The following is a 15,317-nucleotide window of genomic DNA, read 5'->3' as shown; positions in this document are numbered from 1 at the left end:
CCTTCGCTGTCATAAGTACCTTACCGTAAGGACGATCTCTCCTGACGAATGCTGGATGGTGCAATGTCCCTCACGAGCGTCGACGCCTGCGACTTCGTCGTCTTCGGCGGCACCGGCGACCTCGCCATGCGCAAGCTGCTACCGGCTCTGTACCTGCGCGACATCGACGGTCAACTGCCGCCGGAGTTCCGCATCATCGGGGTGTCCCGCGCCGGCCTGGACAGCGACGGCTACCGGGGCAAGGTGGAAGCCGAGCTGGGTGCGCACGTACCCGCGGACGCGCTGTCCGCCGAGGCGGTGGCCACGTTCCTGCACCGCCTGCACTTCGTCAGCGCCGACGCCGACGGCGGTGGCAACTGGCCGACCCTGGTGGAGCTGCTGGCCGAGGCGCCGGCGCGCGTCCGCGTGTTCTACCTGTCCTGCGCGCCCCGGCTGTACGGGCCGATCAGCCGGACCCTCGCGCACCGCGGACTGGTCACCGAACAGTCCCGGGTGGTGCTGGAGAAGCCCATCGGCGTGGACCTGCGGTCGGCCCACGACATCAACGACGCCGTCGGCGAGGTCTTCGCCGAGTCCCAGGTCTTCCGCATCGACCACTACCTGGGCAAGGAGGCGGTGCAGAACCTTCTCGTGCTGCGGTTCGCCAACATGGTGCTGGAACCGCTGTGGAACGCCTCGACGATCGACCACGTCCAGATCACCGTCACGGAGTCACTCGGCGTGGGCCAGCGCGCCGGCTACTACGACGGGTCCGGTGCGCTGCGCGACATGGTGCAGAACCACCTGCTGCAACTGCTCTGCCTGGTGGCCATGGAACCGCCGGCGAGCGTCACCGACGACGGGGTGCGCTACGAGAAGCTGAAGGTGCTCCGCGCCCTGCACCCGGTCACCGACGCGCGCGCGGCCACCCACACCGTCCGGGCACAGTACGAGGCCGGCGTGGTCGACGGCCGGCCGGTACCCGGCTACCGCGACGAGCTGGACGGCGCCGAGAGCGCCACGGAGACCTTCGTCGCGCTGAAGACCGAGGTGCACAACCTGCGCTGGCGCGGGGTGCCGTTCTATCTGCGGACCGGCAAGCGGCTCGACACCCGCCGCTCGGAGATCGTGGTGGCGTTCAAGCCGGTCCCCCACTCCATCTGGCCCGGCCTGGAAAGCGCGATGACCCCGAACCGGTTGGTGATCCGGCTCCAGCCTGACGAGGGTATCCGCCTGTCCATGGTGGCCAAGCAGCCCGGACCCGGCGGCGTCCGGTTGCGGCCGGTCAGCCTCGGCCTCAACTTCGCCGACCACTTCCCCGGCCGTACCCCCGAGGCCTACGAGCGGCTGCTGATGGACGTCGTACGAGGCAACGCGACGCTGTTCATGCGTCGCGACGAGGTCGAGGCGGCGTGGGAGTGGACCGAGTCGATCCTGCATGCCTGGCACGCCGGACACGGCCCGATGCACCGCTACCCGGCCGGCAGCGACGGCCCCGCCGCCGCACGTGAACTGATCGAATCCGACGGCCGCCACTGGAACGAGGACAACGCGTGAACCAGCCGACGAACAGCACCGTGCACCCGGTCGTGCAGGAGGTCACCGCCCGGATCCGCCGGCGCAGCGCGGAGACCAGGGCGGCGTACCTCGACCGCATCGCGGCCGCGGCCGAGCGGGGACCGGCCCGATCCCGGCTGGCGTGCGCGAACTTCGCGCACGGGCTCGCCGCGATGGGTCCGGTGGACAAGGACGCGCTGCGCGCCTTCGTCAAGCCGAACGTGGCGATCGTGTCGGCGTACAACGACATGCTCTCGGCACACAAGCCGTTCGAGACCTACCCCGCGCTGCTCAAGCAGGCGCTACGGGAGGCGGGCGGCATCGGGCAGTTCGCCGGCGGCGTCCCGGCGATGTGCGACGGCATCACCCAGGGCCGCGACGGCATGCAACTGTCGCTGTTCAGCCGGGACCTGATCGCGATGGCCACCGCGGTGGCACTGTCGCACGACATGTTCGACGGGGCGCTGCTGCTGGGCGTCTGCGACAAGATCGTCCCGGGTCTGGTCATCGGCGCGCTGGCGTTCGGACACCTGCCCACCATCCTGGTCCCCGCCGGCCCGATGGCCTCCGGCCTGCCCAACAAGGAGAAGAGCCGGGTCCGGCAGCGGCACGCCGAGGGCCTGGCCGGCACGGACGAGCTGCTGGCCGCGGAGATGGCCTCCTACCACTCCCCCGGCACCTGCACCTTCTACGGGACCGCCAACTCCAACCAGATGCTGATGGAAGTCATGGGCCTGCACCTGCCCGGCGCCAGCTTCGTGCACCCGCGCGACCCGCTACGCGACGCGCTGACCCGAGCCGCGGCGACCCAGGTGCTGCGGCTGACCGCGCTCACCGACACCTACACGCCGATCGGGCACGTCGTCGACGAGCGGGCCGTTGTCAACGGCGTGGTGGCACTGCTGGCCACCGGCGGTTCGACCAACCACACGCTGCACCTGCCGGCGATGGCGGCCGCGGCCGGCATCCGGCTGGACTGGGAGGACTTCGCCGACCTGTCCGCGGTCGTACCGCTGCTGACCCGGGTCTACCCCAACGGCCCCGCCGACGTGAACCACTTCCACGCCGCCGGCGGCACCGCGTTCCTCATCCGGGAACTGCTCGACGCGGGCCTGCTGCACCCGGACGTGCAGACCGTCGCCGGGCAGGGGCTGGACGCCTACCGCCTCGCCCCGACCCTCGACGGCGACGCGCTGGCCTACGAGCCGGCGGCCGTCGACAGCCTCGACCTCGACGTGCTTCGGCCGGCCGACAAGCCGTTCGCCACCGAGGGCGGCCTGCGGATGCTGCGCGGCAACCTCGGCCGCGCCGTCATCAAGGTCTCCGCCGTCGCCGAAGAGCACCACGTGGTGGAGGCGCCGGCCGTCGTCTTCGACGACCAGTACGACTTCCTGGCCGCCTTCTCCGCCGGCGCGCTCGACCGAGACCTGATCGCCGTCATCCGGTACCAGGGTCCGGCCGCCAATGGCATGCCCGAGCTGCACAAGCTCACCCCGGCGCTCGCCGTGCTGCAGGATCGTGGTCACCGGGTCGCGCTGGTCACCGACGGCCGGATGTCCGGTGCCTCCGGCAAGGTCCCCGCCGCGATCCACCTCACCCCGGAGGCGGCGGCCGGTGGACCCATCGCGCTCATCCGCGACGGCGACCTGCTGCGCCTCGACGCCCGTACCGGGGTACTCGAGCTTGCCGTCGCCGACGCCGAACTCGCCACCCGCGCCGCCGCGGCCCCGCCGCCGGAGCAGCAGGACCCGGTCGGCACCGGGCGGGAACTGTTCACCGCCTTCCGCCGCAACGTCGGCCCGGCCGAACAGGGCGCCAGCGTCATCCACCCTGTCGTCCCGGCCGGCACCATCCGACCGCTGCGCGGTGTCGATGTCATCCACCAACTCGAAGAGGCGTCCGCATGACCACACTGACCTCCGCCGCGCTGCTCGACCTGAGCCCGGTGATCCCCGTCGTCGTCCTCGACGACGCCGACCGTGCGGTACCGCTCGCGAAGGCCCTGCTCGCCGGCGGCATCCCGATCATCGAGGTCACCCTGCGCACCCCCGCCGCGCTGGCCGCGATCGAGGCCGTCGCCGCGCACGTGCCGGACATGGTCGTCGGCGCCGGCACGATCACCAGCCCGGCCCACGTCGACAAGGCCGTCGCCGCCGGCGCGCGGTTCCTCGTCTCCCCCGGTACCACCGACGCGCTGCTCGACGCCATGGCCGACAGCGGCATGCCGTACCTGCCCGGCGTCGCCACCGTCTCGGAGGCGCTTCGGGTACTCGAGCGCGGGCAGCAGGAGATGAAGCTGTTCCCCGCCGAAGCCTCCGGTGGCCGGGCATTCCTGCAGTCGTTGGCCTCCCCGCTGCCGGACGCCCGGTTCTGCCCCACCGGCGGGATCACCCCCGACACGGCGCCGCTGTACCGCGCCCTGCCCAACGTCGGCTGCGTCGGCGGTACCTGGCTCACCCCGGCCGCACTGGTCGCCGCCGGCGACTGGGCGCAGATCACGCGGCTCGCGACCGACTCACGCGGCTGAGCCCGACATGCGCGGCTGAGCCCGACGTACCGGTCCGGGAGCGCGGCCGCGGGCCCCATATCGGGTCCGCAGCACCTCCCGGACCACCGATCGAGAGCGCAGAATACGGGTCATGGCCGCCGAGGTGTCCACCGCAGACGACTGGTCCCGCCGCCAACAGGCGCAGGCGGCCGCGTTCGACCGGATCGGGTCCCGCTATGACGAGGTGTTCCCGCACAAGGACGGCCAACGGCACATCGTCGACCTGTTGCTGGCCCGGCTACCCGACGCCGCCCGCGTACTCGACGTCGGCTGTGGTACCGGAGTACCGACCGCTCGCCAACTCGCGACCGCCGGTTGCGACGTGACCGGCATCGACATCTCACCGGTCATGATCGATCTCGCGCGCCGGAACGTGCCGCAGGCGACCTTCGTGCGGCGCGATGCCACGGCGGTCGACGCCGACCTCGGTCACTTCGACGCCGTCACCGCCTTCTTCTCCCTGCTCATGCTGCCCCGCAGCCAGGTCACGCGGACGCTGACCCGGCTGCGGGAGATCCTCGTGCCCGGCGGCTGGCTCGCGGTCGGCATGGTGGAAGCCGACCTCGACGACGTCGAGCTGACCTTCCTGAACCAGCCGGTCCGGGTCAGCGGATGGCCGCGCGAGCAGTTGCGCCGCGTCCTCACCAGCACCGGGTTCACGGTGGACACCGAAGAGGTACGGTCGTTCGCCCCCGCCGCGCCGCAGGCACCGCCGGAGGTCCAGCTGTTCCTCCTCGCCCGACGCGACACAGCCGCCTCCCCACGCCTGGCAGGTGACCCGCGGTGATCCTGGCGGGTCCGCTTCCTACCGCAACGTCCTAGAGCAGCGCCGCCACCGCCTCGGCGGTCGTCGGATACCGGGCCACCAGGTCGCCGACCTCGGGACGCACCGGCCCTGCGCCGGCAGGCGGCCAGGCGTCGTCGCAGCCGAGCAGGGCGGCGACAGCGTCGCAGGTTGCCCGGTGCCCGGTGAGCAGGTCGGCCACCGGCCCTGCCTCGGCCACGCGCGTGGCCGGTACTGCCGGCGTCGATGCGGCCGGCCGGTCCGCCCAGGGCGGTACCCAGGCGTCGAGGGCGGCCAGACTGCCGGGGAACGTGCGGGCCGCCTCGCGTACCAGGGTCGGCACCAGTTCGTGGGCCTGGTCGCGCAGCGTCGCGACCAGCGTCGGCAGCCAGGGCAGCAGGACCGGATCCGGCAGGCGGGCGAACGCGCTGGACATCACCTCGACCACGAAGGGCGCCAGCCCGGACACCGGTTCCAGGGCCTGCACGAAGCCGCTGAGGTAGCGCGGGAAGGCCGGCACGACGAGCGGGTTGTCCAACAGCTCGGCACAGCGGTCCCGTAGCCGGGCGAGCGGCAGGAGGCCGAGGTGGTGCTGGGCGGCCCAGTGCAGCGCCACCCGGGCGGGGTCCTCGGGATGGGACTGCCCGACGGCGAGTTCGAGCTGGGCACGGTCGCAACCGAGGGACAGGGCGAGGCTCTCCATACTGAACAGGAACCCGAGCATGGCGGCGACCTGCCGGACGCCGGTCGCCTCGTCGACGAAGGCGGTCGGCAGCAGGGTGCAGTAGTGGGCGTACCCGGTGGTGACGAACTCCTCGCACCAGGCCGGCAGGGTCGGTTCGGTGGCGCGGTAGTGGGCCAGCAGGCGGCGGACGCGGCGGAGCACCTCGGGTGCCTCGTCGACGGTGCGTTCGGCGGCGAGAAGGTCCACGGCACGGGCGCCGAGTTCGTCGGCGAGGCGTCGGCTGCCGAGGTAGACGATGGCATCCTCGACCGCCTCGAGGGCGACGGCCGCGGTGGCGCGCGGTCCCCACGCGGACCGCCGGAGGCGCTGTTCGAGCACCTGCTCGACGGTGACGCCCTCGTAGCCGAGCTCGATGATGGACCTCTGGTGTCGGCCGATGGCCAGGTCCCAGCTCTCCTGGATCGACCGCTCCCCCAGCCGGCGTTCCCCCATGATCGGGCGGACGGCGTCGGGGGGCAGCAGGTAGCGCAGCATCCACAGCAGGTGCGAGCAGGGCTCGAGTTCCGGGTTGGCGTGCAGGTCCAGCAGGGCGCGCTGGATCGTCCGCTTCTCCAGGTCCAGGCCGAGCGGGCGCAGCCGGTCGAGCACGTCACGGGCGAGCGGTGGCAGGGCCTCGTAACCGACCTGGCCGACCCGGTCACCGCCGAGCAGGATCTGGCAGAGCCGGCGCACGTCGCGCCGGCCGGGCACCGCGTCCTTCTCGATGCAGGTGACCGCGGCGTCGGCGAAGTCGTACGGGGTGGGACGGGCCCGGTTGCGCATCCCGGCGAGCAGGATGGCGGTCTCGAACACGGCGATGGCGTCGGCGGTACTGGCCAGGTAGCCGTTGCGGCGGGCCAGCCGGACGATGTCGACGCACCAGCCGAGCAGTTCGGCCTCGTCGAGGCCGTCGAGTGCGGGTGGCGTGGACAGGAAGCCCGACAGCCGGTCGGTGACCGGTTCCGGTGCGGCGGTGGTTGGCGCCACCCGGCTACGTACGGCCCGCTTCCGGGTGCCCTGCTGGCCGGCGAGCCGGAACGGGGTGAGGCCGGAGCGGTTGACCGCCTTGGCCCAGGTCGCCGCGGCGATCGACACCGAGCCGGCCGCGAGCCCGAACTGCGCCTCGATGGCCGAGTGGCTGGACGGGATGAGCCCGTACTGCCAGCGGGTCGCGGTGCGGGGACTGATGTCGTACGGCGCGGCGTCGGCGGCGGTGCCGAACTGCTCGACCGGGCTGGCGGCGTGGAAGGCACCGCACACGTACAGGCACTGGGACGTGTCGACGCCCGAGGTGGCGAGGTGTTCGCGGATCCGGGTCCACATGTACCGCTCACGGTCGGAGTCGGAGTCGAGCCGGTCGGCGTGGGCCGGGCGCAGCCGCCGGAACAGGCTGCCGATCAGCACCATGACCTGGCGGTAGGTGTCGTAGTCAGCGCCGGCCAGCGGCTGCTCCACGTACTGGTCCCACCATTCCGACCAGTGCCGGACCTTGCCGTGGTGCAGCAGGTGGGCCTCCAGTTCGGCGAAGCGGGGCCGCAGGTCACCGACCTCGACGCCGACGGCGTCGCCGTGCAACGCCGCTTCGTCGTCGGGTACGGCGGCGGCCTCGTCCTCGCCGCCCGCGGCGGCGGGGCCGGCGGTTCCGCCCGCGTCGGGCCCGGCGGTTCCGCCCGCGTCGGGCCCGGCGGTTCCGCCCGCGTCGGCCGGTTCCCGGGGCAGCCACTGGAAGACGTGGTCGGTGGAGCGGTCCACCAGCACCAGCTCGACGCCCGGGGTGTCCAGGGCGTACGCGATGGCCTGGTACTCGGCCGACGCCTCGGTGATCGGCGCGACGACGCTGAGCGGGCCCCACTGCGGCGGGAACCCGTCGAGGTCGGACGCGTACGCCTGCACCGCCACCGGCAGCCGGCAGTTGCGCAGCTCGTCCAGCAGAGGCCGGAGGTCCTCGCAGAGCTCCAGGTAGATCACCTTCGGCTGCTTGTCCCGCAACCGGCGCGCCATCGCCAGCGCGGAGGCCGGCGAGTGGTGACAGACCGGGAAGATCTCCAGCCGCTCGCCGAGCGCGCGGTCGACGTCGTCGACCATGCCGGACAGGATGCCGGCGAGCGCGCCAGGGGTTTCGGCGAAGGTGGCGGCGGCGTCGGTGAGTTGCTGACGCAGCGCGCCGAACGCGGCGGGCGCCGCGACGGCGGGGCCGGTCACGACAGGGTCGCGATCGCCTGGCGACCGCCGTCGAGGAAGCCGTCCCACGGGCCGCCCTCCTGCTTCGCGCGCGGCTCGACGACGCCGTGCAGGTACTTGTTGAGGATGGCCAGATCCTCCGGGCTGCGCCGGGCCAGCGAGCCGACCAGCGAACCGGCAAGGGTATCGGCGCGCAGGACGCGGTCGCCGAAGAACTGGCTGTGCAGGATCGCGTCCTCCAGCACCCCGATCTGCTCGGCCGTCGACAGCGCCGACTCCAGCTTCTCGTCGTCGCTGGTCGCCGACGCGGCGGCGGCGCGCAGGTCGGCGAAGCTCTGCAGCAGGATGTCGAGCAGGGTGGGCGGTACGTCCAGTTCGATGCGGTGCCGGCGCAGCAGTTCCCCGGTCCGGAACCGGACGATCTCGGCCTCGCTGCGCTTGTTCGTCACCACCGGGATGCGGACGAAGTTGAACCGCCGCTTGAGCGCCGAGGACAGGTCGTTGACGCCGCGGTCCCGGCTGTTGGCGGTGGCGATGATCGAGAAGCCCGGCTTGGCGAAGACGATGTTGTCGTCGTTGAGCTCGGGGATCGAGATGTACTTCTCCGACAGGATCGAGATCAGCGCGTCCTGTACGTCGCTGGTCGAGCGGGTCAGCTCCTCGAAGCGGCCGACCGCGCCCTGCTGCATCGCGGTCATGATCGGCGAGGGGATCAGCGAGTCGCGGGACTGCCCCTTCGCGATCACCATGGCGACGTTCCACGAGTACTTGATGTGGTCCTCGGTGGTGCCGGCGGTGCCCTGCACGACCAGGGTCGAGTTGCGGCAGATCGCGGCCGCCAGCAACTCGGCGAGCCAGCTCTTGCCCGTGCCGGGGTCTCCGATCAGCAGCAGCCCCCGGTCCGACGCCAGGGTGACGATGCTGCGCTCGACGAAACTGCGGTCGCCGAACCACTTCTGCCCGATCTCGCGGTCGAGCCCGTCGGCACGCTCGGAGCCGAGCACGAACAGCCGCACCATCCGGGGGCTCAGTCGCCAGGAGAACGGCTTCGGGTCGGTGTCGACCGACTCCAGCCAGTCGAGTTCGTCGGCGTACTTGACCTCGGCGGGGGCACGCAGCATCTCGGACATCAACGGTCTCCTAGGTGAGAAAGCTCTTGAGCTCGAACACGAGTTTGCGGATGTGGCCGGAGATCACCGGCGTGCCCAGGTCCTTGAACCGCTGACGGAACCAGGGGTTGACGCTCTGCTGGCCGGAGCTGCTGACCGAGCCGACCGGGATGAACCGCACCCCGGAGCGGTGCACCGCCTCGATGCCGTCGAACAGCGGCTGCGAGCGGTCGAACTCGTAGAAGTCGGAGATCCAGACCATGACGGTGTTCCGAGGCTCGACAATCTTGGGTCGGGCCATGGCCATCGCCACCGGACCGTCGTTGCCACCGCCGAGGTTGGTACGCAACAGCACCTCGAACGGGTCGTGCACCCACGGGGTCAGGTCGACCGCCCGGGTGTCGTACGCGATCAGGTGTACGTCCACCTTGGGCAGCCCGGCGAAGATCGACGCAAGGATCGTGCAGTTGACCATCGAGTCGACCATCGAGCCGGACTGGTCGACCACCACGATCAATCGGGCCGGCGTGGTGCGCCGCGCGGTCTGCCGGTAGTACAGCCGGTCCACGTACAGCCGCTGGTCCGCCGGGCTCCAGTTGGTGAGGTTCTTCCAGATCGTGCGGTCGAGGTCGAGGTTGCGGAACACCCGCTTCGGCGGCACCGACCGGTCGATCGCGCCCACACTGGCCTGCTCGACCTGGGTCCGCAGCACCTCGGCGACCTCGTCGACGAAACGGCGGATCAACGCCTTGGCGTTGGCAAGGGCGACCCCGGACAGGTGGGACTTATCGCGCAGCAGTTGCTCGATCAGCGACATGCTCGGCGTCAACTGGCGGGCCAGTGCCGGGTCGGCGAGCACCTCCCTCAGATGCATCCGGCGTACCAGGTCCCCCTCGATCCCGGCCAGGATGCCGCCGAGGCCCGCGGCACCGCCCTGGCCGGGTTGCCGGCGCAGCTCGCCCGGCTCGCACCCGAGCACCTGCGCGAACCAGCCGGCGTCGGACTGCCAGCGGGCCAACCGGGTGGCGGTGACGCTGCCCGCGCCGGTGGCGAAGACGTTCAGCAGGAGCTTGGACACCAGCGCGGCGCGCCGTACCTCCGCCTCACCCGCGACCGGTGTCGCGGTGACACCGTCCGGCCGGCTGTCGCCGTCCGGCGCCGCCATGAGGCCACGCAGCTCCGCGGCGAGCTCCGGGAACCGCTGGACAACGGTGTCCACCGACACCGCCGGGTCGAGCAGCGCCGCGGGAAGGCCCACGTCGTCGACGACCGCCATGCTGGCCGATTCCAGGGCAGGCTGCTCCTGGGGGTCGAACAACCGGGCCAGCAACCGCCAGTAGAGCACCTGACGGCGGTTCTCGTCGGCGTTGGCCCGTGGCGTGTCACCCTCGCTCGTCGGCCCGCCCTGGCCGCTCATCGGCGCAACAGCCTTCCGGCGCGCTCGCGCAGCACGGCGACGGCGTCGCCCGTCTTCGCCTGCGCCTTCACCACCTTCGGGTCGCGTGCGCCCTGGGCCCAGTCCCCGGTGTGCACGCCGACCACCGCGCGCTTGACCGTGGCCTGGACCGCGAGCGGCTGGACCGACCAGCGCCCGGCGTCCCAGCGCACCAGGCCGAGGCAGGCCGCGGACGCCGCCACCAACTCCGGGGTGAGCGGGCCGCAGGCGGGCAACCGGTCGACGTCCACCGTGAGGGTGCGACCGTCGAGGTCGAAGGTGACCGCGCCGTCGGCCACGCGGACCGTGTACCCCTCCAGCAGCACCGGCTCGGCGATGCCGACCGGATGCCGGTCCAGCGGCGGTGCGCCCGTCGCGACGGCGCCGGCGAGCAGCACCCGCGCCGTCACGAACGGGTCCGCCGGCTCGCCCGCGCGGGCCTGGTCGTCGCGCCACACCAGGTCGCTGCCGCGCAGCGGCAGGTCGACCACCTCGACGGCGCGGTGCCCGGCCAGCGCGCCGAGCAGGGTGGGACAGGCGGTCAGGAGCTGCCACAGCGCCGGCCCGACGACGGTGTCCACCTTCGCGGCGGCGACGCTGGTACGCACCAGCCGGACCGGGCCGCCGCCGTCCGGCTCGAGCACGCCGTGGACCTGGGCCTGGACAGCGGTGGGGTGCTCGTGTACGTCCACACCGAGGATCAGCAACCGGCCGGACACCCGCTCGGCGGCGGTCGCGTCCATGTCGGCGGCGGCGGTCGCGCCCACATCGGCGGGGGCGTCGTGGGCCAGCAGGACGGCGCGGGCCCACAGGTCGGCCCACCGCCGGACCGGCACCGCCGGCATCGTCGCGATCGGACAGCACGCGCGCAGCTCGGCGGCCAGGCCGTCGAGCAGCACCGCCATCCGGCGCAGCTCGGGCAACCCCAGCGCCGCCTCGATCGGGTGGCTTCCGGCCGCGACGAGGTCGTGGTCGACGCCCCGCCAGCCGGTGATCGCCAGTTCGGACAGCCAGGACCGGCAGCCCGCCGCCGGGCTCACCGCGTCGGTCGGCGGCGTGCCCGGCGCGGACCACTGCGGCCACGGCAGGCGGTCCCGGCCGAGGACGGCGTCGAGGCGGCCGAGCAGGGCGTCGTGGACCGCGCCCAGCAGTGCGGTGCGCGCCCCGGCGAGAGCGACCAGCTGCTCGTCGGCGACGGCGCCGGCAATGACCGTGGCGACCGCCTCGGCGACCCGGGCGCCGATGGGGGTGGCCGCCACGGCACCGGCCAGCTCGGTCAACGCCATCGCCCGGTCCTCGCCGACACGGGCGAAGCCGTGGGCCAGTGCCCCGTCGAAACCGGACACCACCCCGAGGGCCTGTTCCACCCCGGCGGGCGCGCCGTCGAGCAGCTCGGCGAGTTGCGTGCCCAGCATCAGCGCCCCGCCCCCATGGCCGGGAACCAGTGCAGCTCCGGGATCGGCGCACTGGTGACGGGGAGTTCCAGGTAGGCGAGGTGCCGCAGGAACCGGCTGAACACCACCGCCGCCGGGGTCGGCTCATGCCCGCCACGCAACCGGCCGAGCAGGTCGGCGGCGGTGGCCACTCCGTCACCGACGTCGACCCGCAGGTAGCGACCGACCCGGTCGACGCCGTACTGCAGCACCGCCTCGTCCACCAGGGCATGCAGGTGCTTGCACGGAGCGCCGCGCAGGCCACCGCAGGGCCGGTTGTTGTTGGTGCTGCAGTGGTAGCCGTGGGTGCCGGCCGCGATGGACGAGACGTACACCCGGTCGATGTCCGACCCGCTGGACACCACCCCCTGCAGCCGCCCGTCGGCCAGCTCGACGAAGGGCACCTTCGCCAGTTTGCGGGGCGCGACGGGGGGCAGCACCCGCACGACGCTGCGCTGCTCCCCGTCGACCTGATCCACGTCCACCACTCTCGACCTCCAGCCCGGCCGCCAGCGGGCGTCTCCAGTGGCGACGCCCGTGGCGGACGATCGACGACGGGTACGGGCACCCATCACGATCTTGGGAGGCGACCCGCCGCGGGCCGCCTTACGGACCCGGATCATGGACCATCGGTACGACAGAATCCACGAGCCGCTGGTCGGAGCCGATCCCGGCGGGTCGAGCGGGTCAGCGGCCCTGCAGCGCGTCCAGACCGACCGCCATCGCGATCACCAGGCGCCGGTCCAGGCGCGGGTCGTGGACGTCGACGGCGTACCTGTCGCGCAGGCCCCACCTTCTCACGACCGAGAACGCCGGCTGGCCGTCCACGGCGAAGTCGAAGTGGTAGGGCAGCCACGACAGGTAGTCCACGAAGCGCCGCAGCAGCGCCACGACAAGATTGCGTTCCTGTCCGGTGGCGACACCCAGCCCGGGCTGCTCGAGATGCCACGTCGAACGCAGCAGCGACTTCGCGAAGTCCTTGCGGAACAGCCCGATCGGGGTGCCGGCGGCGTCGGTCACGTCGTACGTCGCGCCGAGGTCGATCACCTGGCGGGCCCGGAACCCCAGGACCGGCTGTCGTTTGCTGTCGTCGGCGTACAGGGTCACCTGTTCCTTGAACGCCAGCCGCTTCTGCTGAGCGAAGGCGAGCAGATCGCCTTCGGACCCGTCCGGGCCGGCGGCCCGCACCTCGTACTGGTTGACCATCAGCCGTACCCGCTGGCGGACGATCAGCCGCTGCTGGGCCTGGAGTTGTTGCAGGTCCATCTCGCCTCCTGTCGACGTGGCCCCGGGAGTGTCGCACACGGCGGCATCGGCGACCGTCACGCGCCCCGCCGATCTCCCGGCCGAGGGTCGGCAGGTCGAGCCGCAGGCCGGCGCGCGCGAACGGCGAGCCGGCGCCCGGCACGGGGACGGCGGTACCGGGACCGCCGCCCCCGTGCCCCGGCGGTCAGGCCGGCGTGCCCTTCACTGTCAGGTCACGCATCCGGCCCACGTTGTCGAACGAGCCGAACCCGACCCGCCCCGAGCCGAACGTGGTGTCCTTCGCGGTCATCAGCGGGTCCTTGCTGCCGTCGACGTACACCGCGATCTCGCCGGTGGCCGGCAGGTGCACGACCCGCACCCGGTGCCAGGCGGCGTCGGTGATCGCCGGGTTCGCGCCGCGGGACCGCCCGTTCCACTGGTAGTCGATGCGTTCCCGGTCGGCGTTGTTGACCTTGAAGATGCCGTTGTGCGGGTAGATCGAGTTGTCGGTGGACAGGTGGGCGTAGTAGTACTCGGTGTCCGACTTCCACCCGAAGACGATGATCACGTCCCGGTTGGTGACCTCCACCGGCGTGTCGAGCCGCACCTGCGCCTCGATCTCGACCGACGACCACTCCGGCCCGGAGTTCAGGATCGCGTACTCGAACGGCCGGCGCGGCCCCGGACGGCTGGTGCCCTCCTCGGCGAGGATCACCTCATCCTTGGTGAACTGCCACTTCGACGGCGTCACCGGCGACCAGTTCCGGGCACCCGTGGTGTCCTTCCCCTTGACCTTGGTGTTTCCCACCTTGCCGTCGGCGAAGGTCTTCGTGCCGGTGACCTTCCAGATCTTCGCGTTGGCCTTGGCGAGGATGTACATCTCCCCCTTGGCGTCGGTACCGAAGCGCAGGTCCACCCGGTTGGGATCGCCGGGCGCACCGGGACCGGAGAGGTCCTGCATCCGTACCGGCTTGCCGGCGGCGTCGAACAGCGCGAGGCGGTGGATCGGGGCGAGCCCCTCACCCCGGCGCATCTGGCTGGCCTCGGTGTACATGACCCGACCGTCGACGAGGTCTCCGAAGATGTACTTGCCCTTCAGCTGAGGCAGGTCGTGTCCACGGTAGACGTACCCGCCGGCGACCGCGACGCCGACGTCGGAGGTGCAGTTCCAGCCGGGCGCGGGGTCGTGGTCGTACGCGGCCACCGGGTAGACGTAGCCGTTCTTGGCGTCGTCGGCCGGCAGCGGGTACAGGCGGTCGCAGGGGCTCGTGGGGTTGCGGTCGAAGACGAAGGAGCCTTCGCGCTCGCTCCAGCCCATGTTGTCGCCGGCCCGGACCTCATAGATCGACTCGACGGCGTGCTCACCGATGTGGCCGAGGTACATCTTGCCCGTGGCGGTGTCCCAGCTGAACCGGTGCGGGTCGCGGTAGCCGACGGAGAAGATCTCGCCGAGCGCACCGGCCTGGCCGACGAACGGGTTCGACGCCGGGATGCCGTACTGGCCGTTGGCGGAGTTGCGCCCGCGGGGATCGATCCGCAGCAGCTTGCCGTGCGGCATGGCCATGTTCTGCGGGTCGGTGTTGCCGACGCCCTTGCCGCCGTCGCCGACCGCGAGGTACAGCAGACCGTAGTCGCTGTCGTGCTTCTTCGCGGTCGGGTTGAAGTTGATTTCCTGGATGCCGTGGATCTGGCCGCCGAACCCGATCCGCAGCACCTCACGGTGGGTGCCGGAGAACGTGTCGGCCTTCGGGTCGGTCGCCGTCCACTCGTCGATGATGCCGTGGTAGATGGTGTTGGCCTGAGCGTAGTCCGGGGCCCTGGTCGCGGTCGACGCCTCCTCGGTGTGCAGGGTGTAGAACCGGCCGTTGGTGCGGAACTCCGGGTCGAACGCGACGTACCCGAAGCCCTGGCCGAGTCCACGGCCGGAGAAGAAGTGCCCGGCGAACGTGTTGGCCACGTCGAGGTAGACGTGCGGCACGCCGTTGGAGACGAGGTAGAGGTTGCCGTTGAGGTCCGGCACGGCGAGACGGCCGGAGCCGTCGGGCACCTCGCCGATCGTGTTGATCCGGGCCGTGCGCACGAGCCGCTGGTCGACCGGCGCCGGGTTCGGGTCCGACTGCGGGAAGCTGGCGTACTCCTGCAGGACCAGTCCGAGCCCGGTCTGGGTCGGCATGTCGGGGATCGGGTCGTACACCGCGCCGGTAGCGGCCCCGGCGGGCGCAGCGGCCACGGTGGACAGCAGGATGGTGGCGGTCGTGATCCCGGCCGTCTGCACGGCTCTGCGGATCCTGGGGGTACGGGCAGCGCTTATGCGCACGCGTG

General features: G+C 71.9%; 11 protein-coding genes. 4 read left to right on the top strand and 7 right to left on the bottom strand.

All coding sequences use genetic code 11. From position 1 onward, the window contains the following. Positions 1-63 precede the first annotated feature (63 nt). From zwf to ACNTMW_RS05595, 4 genes are all read left to right on the top strand, one after another. Positions 64-1,536, top strand: a complete 1,473-nt coding sequence (gene zwf / locus ACNTMW_RS05610; protein WP_426632289.1) for a glucose-6-phosphate dehydrogenase — start codon at positions 64-66, stop codon at positions 1,534-1,536. After that, a complete protein-coding gene (gene edd, locus ACNTMW_RS05605) occupies positions 1,533-3,443 on the top strand; it encodes a phosphogluconate dehydratase (protein WP_426632288.1) in 1,911 nt (636 codons plus the stop codon). The genes zwf and edd overlap by 4 nt, the downstream gene beginning before the upstream one ends. Then, positions 3,440-4,063 (top strand): bifunctional 4-hydroxy-2-oxoglutarate aldolase/2-dehydro-3-deoxy-phosphogluconate aldolase, encoded by a 624-nt coding sequence (gene eda / locus ACNTMW_RS05600; RefSeq protein ID WP_426632287.1) that lies wholly within the window; start codon positions 3,440-3,442, stop codon positions 4,061-4,063. Before edd ends, eda begins: the two co-directional genes overlap by 4 nt. A gap of 112 nt (positions 4,064-4,175) precedes the next feature. Continuing rightward, positions 4,176-4,871 (top strand): class I SAM-dependent methyltransferase, encoded by a 696-nt coding sequence (locus ACNTMW_RS05595; RefSeq protein WP_426632286.1) that lies wholly within the window; start codon positions 4,176-4,178, stop codon positions 4,869-4,871. 31 nt (positions 4,872-4,902) lie between these two features. On the opposite strand, the gene ACNTMW_RS05590 is transcribed toward ACNTMW_RS05595, so the two are convergent. From ACNTMW_RS05590 to ACNTMW_RS05560, 7 genes are all read right to left on the bottom strand, one after another. Beyond that, positions 4,903-7,794 (bottom strand): DUF5682 family protein, encoded by a 2,892-nt coding sequence (locus tag ACNTMW_RS05590; protein WP_426632285.1) that lies wholly within the window; start codon positions 7,792-7,794, stop codon positions 4,903-4,905. After that, a complete protein-coding gene (locus ACNTMW_RS05585; RefSeq protein WP_426632284.1) occupies positions 7,791-8,903 on the bottom strand; it encodes an ATP-binding protein in 1,113 nt (370 codons plus the stop codon). Before ACNTMW_RS05585 ends, ACNTMW_RS05590 begins: the two co-directional genes overlap by 4 nt. 10 nt (positions 8,904-8,913) lie before the next feature. Then, positions 8,914-10,299, bottom strand: coding sequence for a VWA domain-containing protein (locus ACNTMW_RS05580; protein ID WP_426632283.1), 1,386 nt, complete (start codon positions 10,297-10,299; stop codon positions 8,914-8,916). Then, complete coding sequence (locus ACNTMW_RS05575) at positions 10,296-11,732, bottom strand: hypothetical protein (protein WP_426632282.1); 1,437 nt, start codon at positions 11,730-11,732, stop codon at positions 10,296-10,298. The genes ACNTMW_RS05580 and ACNTMW_RS05575 overlap by 4 nt, the downstream gene beginning before the upstream one ends. Continuing rightward, a complete protein-coding gene (locus tag ACNTMW_RS05570) occupies positions 11,732-12,238 on the bottom strand; it encodes a hypothetical protein (protein ID WP_426632281.1) in 507 nt (168 codons plus the stop codon). Before ACNTMW_RS05570 ends, ACNTMW_RS05575 begins: the two co-directional genes overlap by 1 nt. Before the next feature lie 199 nt (positions 12,239-12,437). Then, a complete protein-coding gene (locus tag ACNTMW_RS05565; RefSeq protein WP_426632280.1) occupies positions 12,438-13,016 on the bottom strand; it encodes an LURP-one-related family protein in 579 nt (192 codons plus the stop codon). A 184-nt stretch (positions 13,017-13,200) separates the two neighbouring features. After that, entirely contained in the window at positions 13,201-15,312 is a 2,112-nt protein-coding gene (locus ACNTMW_RS05560) for a PQQ-dependent sugar dehydrogenase (RefSeq protein ID WP_426632279.1), read from the bottom strand. Between the last annotated feature and the right edge of the window lie 5 nt (positions 15,313-15,317).

This window comes from Planosporangium spinosum (genome assembly GCF_049999945.1).
Lineage (GTDB): Bacteria > Actinomycetota > Actinomycetes > Mycobacteriales > Micromonosporaceae > Planosporangium > Planosporangium spinosum.
The sequence above is the reverse complement of the archived record's forward strand: the minus strand, read 5'-3'. Positions and strand labels throughout refer to the sequence as shown.

Bases quoted from the DNA above. Each gene is read 5' to 3' on its own strand.
- zwf (WP_426632289.1), top strand. From the start codon at position 64: ATGTCCCTCACGAGCGTCGACGCCTGCGACTTCGTCGTCTTCGGCGGC.
- eda (WP_426632287.1), top strand. From the start codon at position 3,440: ATGACCACACTGACCTCCGCCGCGCTGCTCGACCTGAGCCCGGTGATC.
- ACNTMW_RS05595 (WP_426632286.1), top strand. From the start codon at position 4,176: ATGGCCGCCGAGGTGTCCACCGCAGACGACTGGTCCCGCCGCCAACAG.
- ACNTMW_RS05585 (WP_426632284.1), bottom strand. From the start codon at position 8,903: ATGTCCGAGATGCTGCGTGCCCCCGCCGAGGTCAAGTACGCCGACGAA.
- ACNTMW_RS05580 (WP_426632283.1), bottom strand. From the start codon at position 10,299: ATGAGCGGCCAGGGCGGGCCGACGAGCGAGGGTGACACGCCACGGGCC.
- ACNTMW_RS05575 (WP_426632282.1), bottom strand. From the start codon at position 11,732: ATGCTGGGCACGCAACTCGCCGAGCTGCTCGACGGCGCGCCCGCCGGG.
- ACNTMW_RS05565 (WP_426632280.1), bottom strand. From the start codon at position 13,016: ATGGACCTGCAACAACTCCAGGCCCAGCAGCGGCTGATCGTCCGCCAG.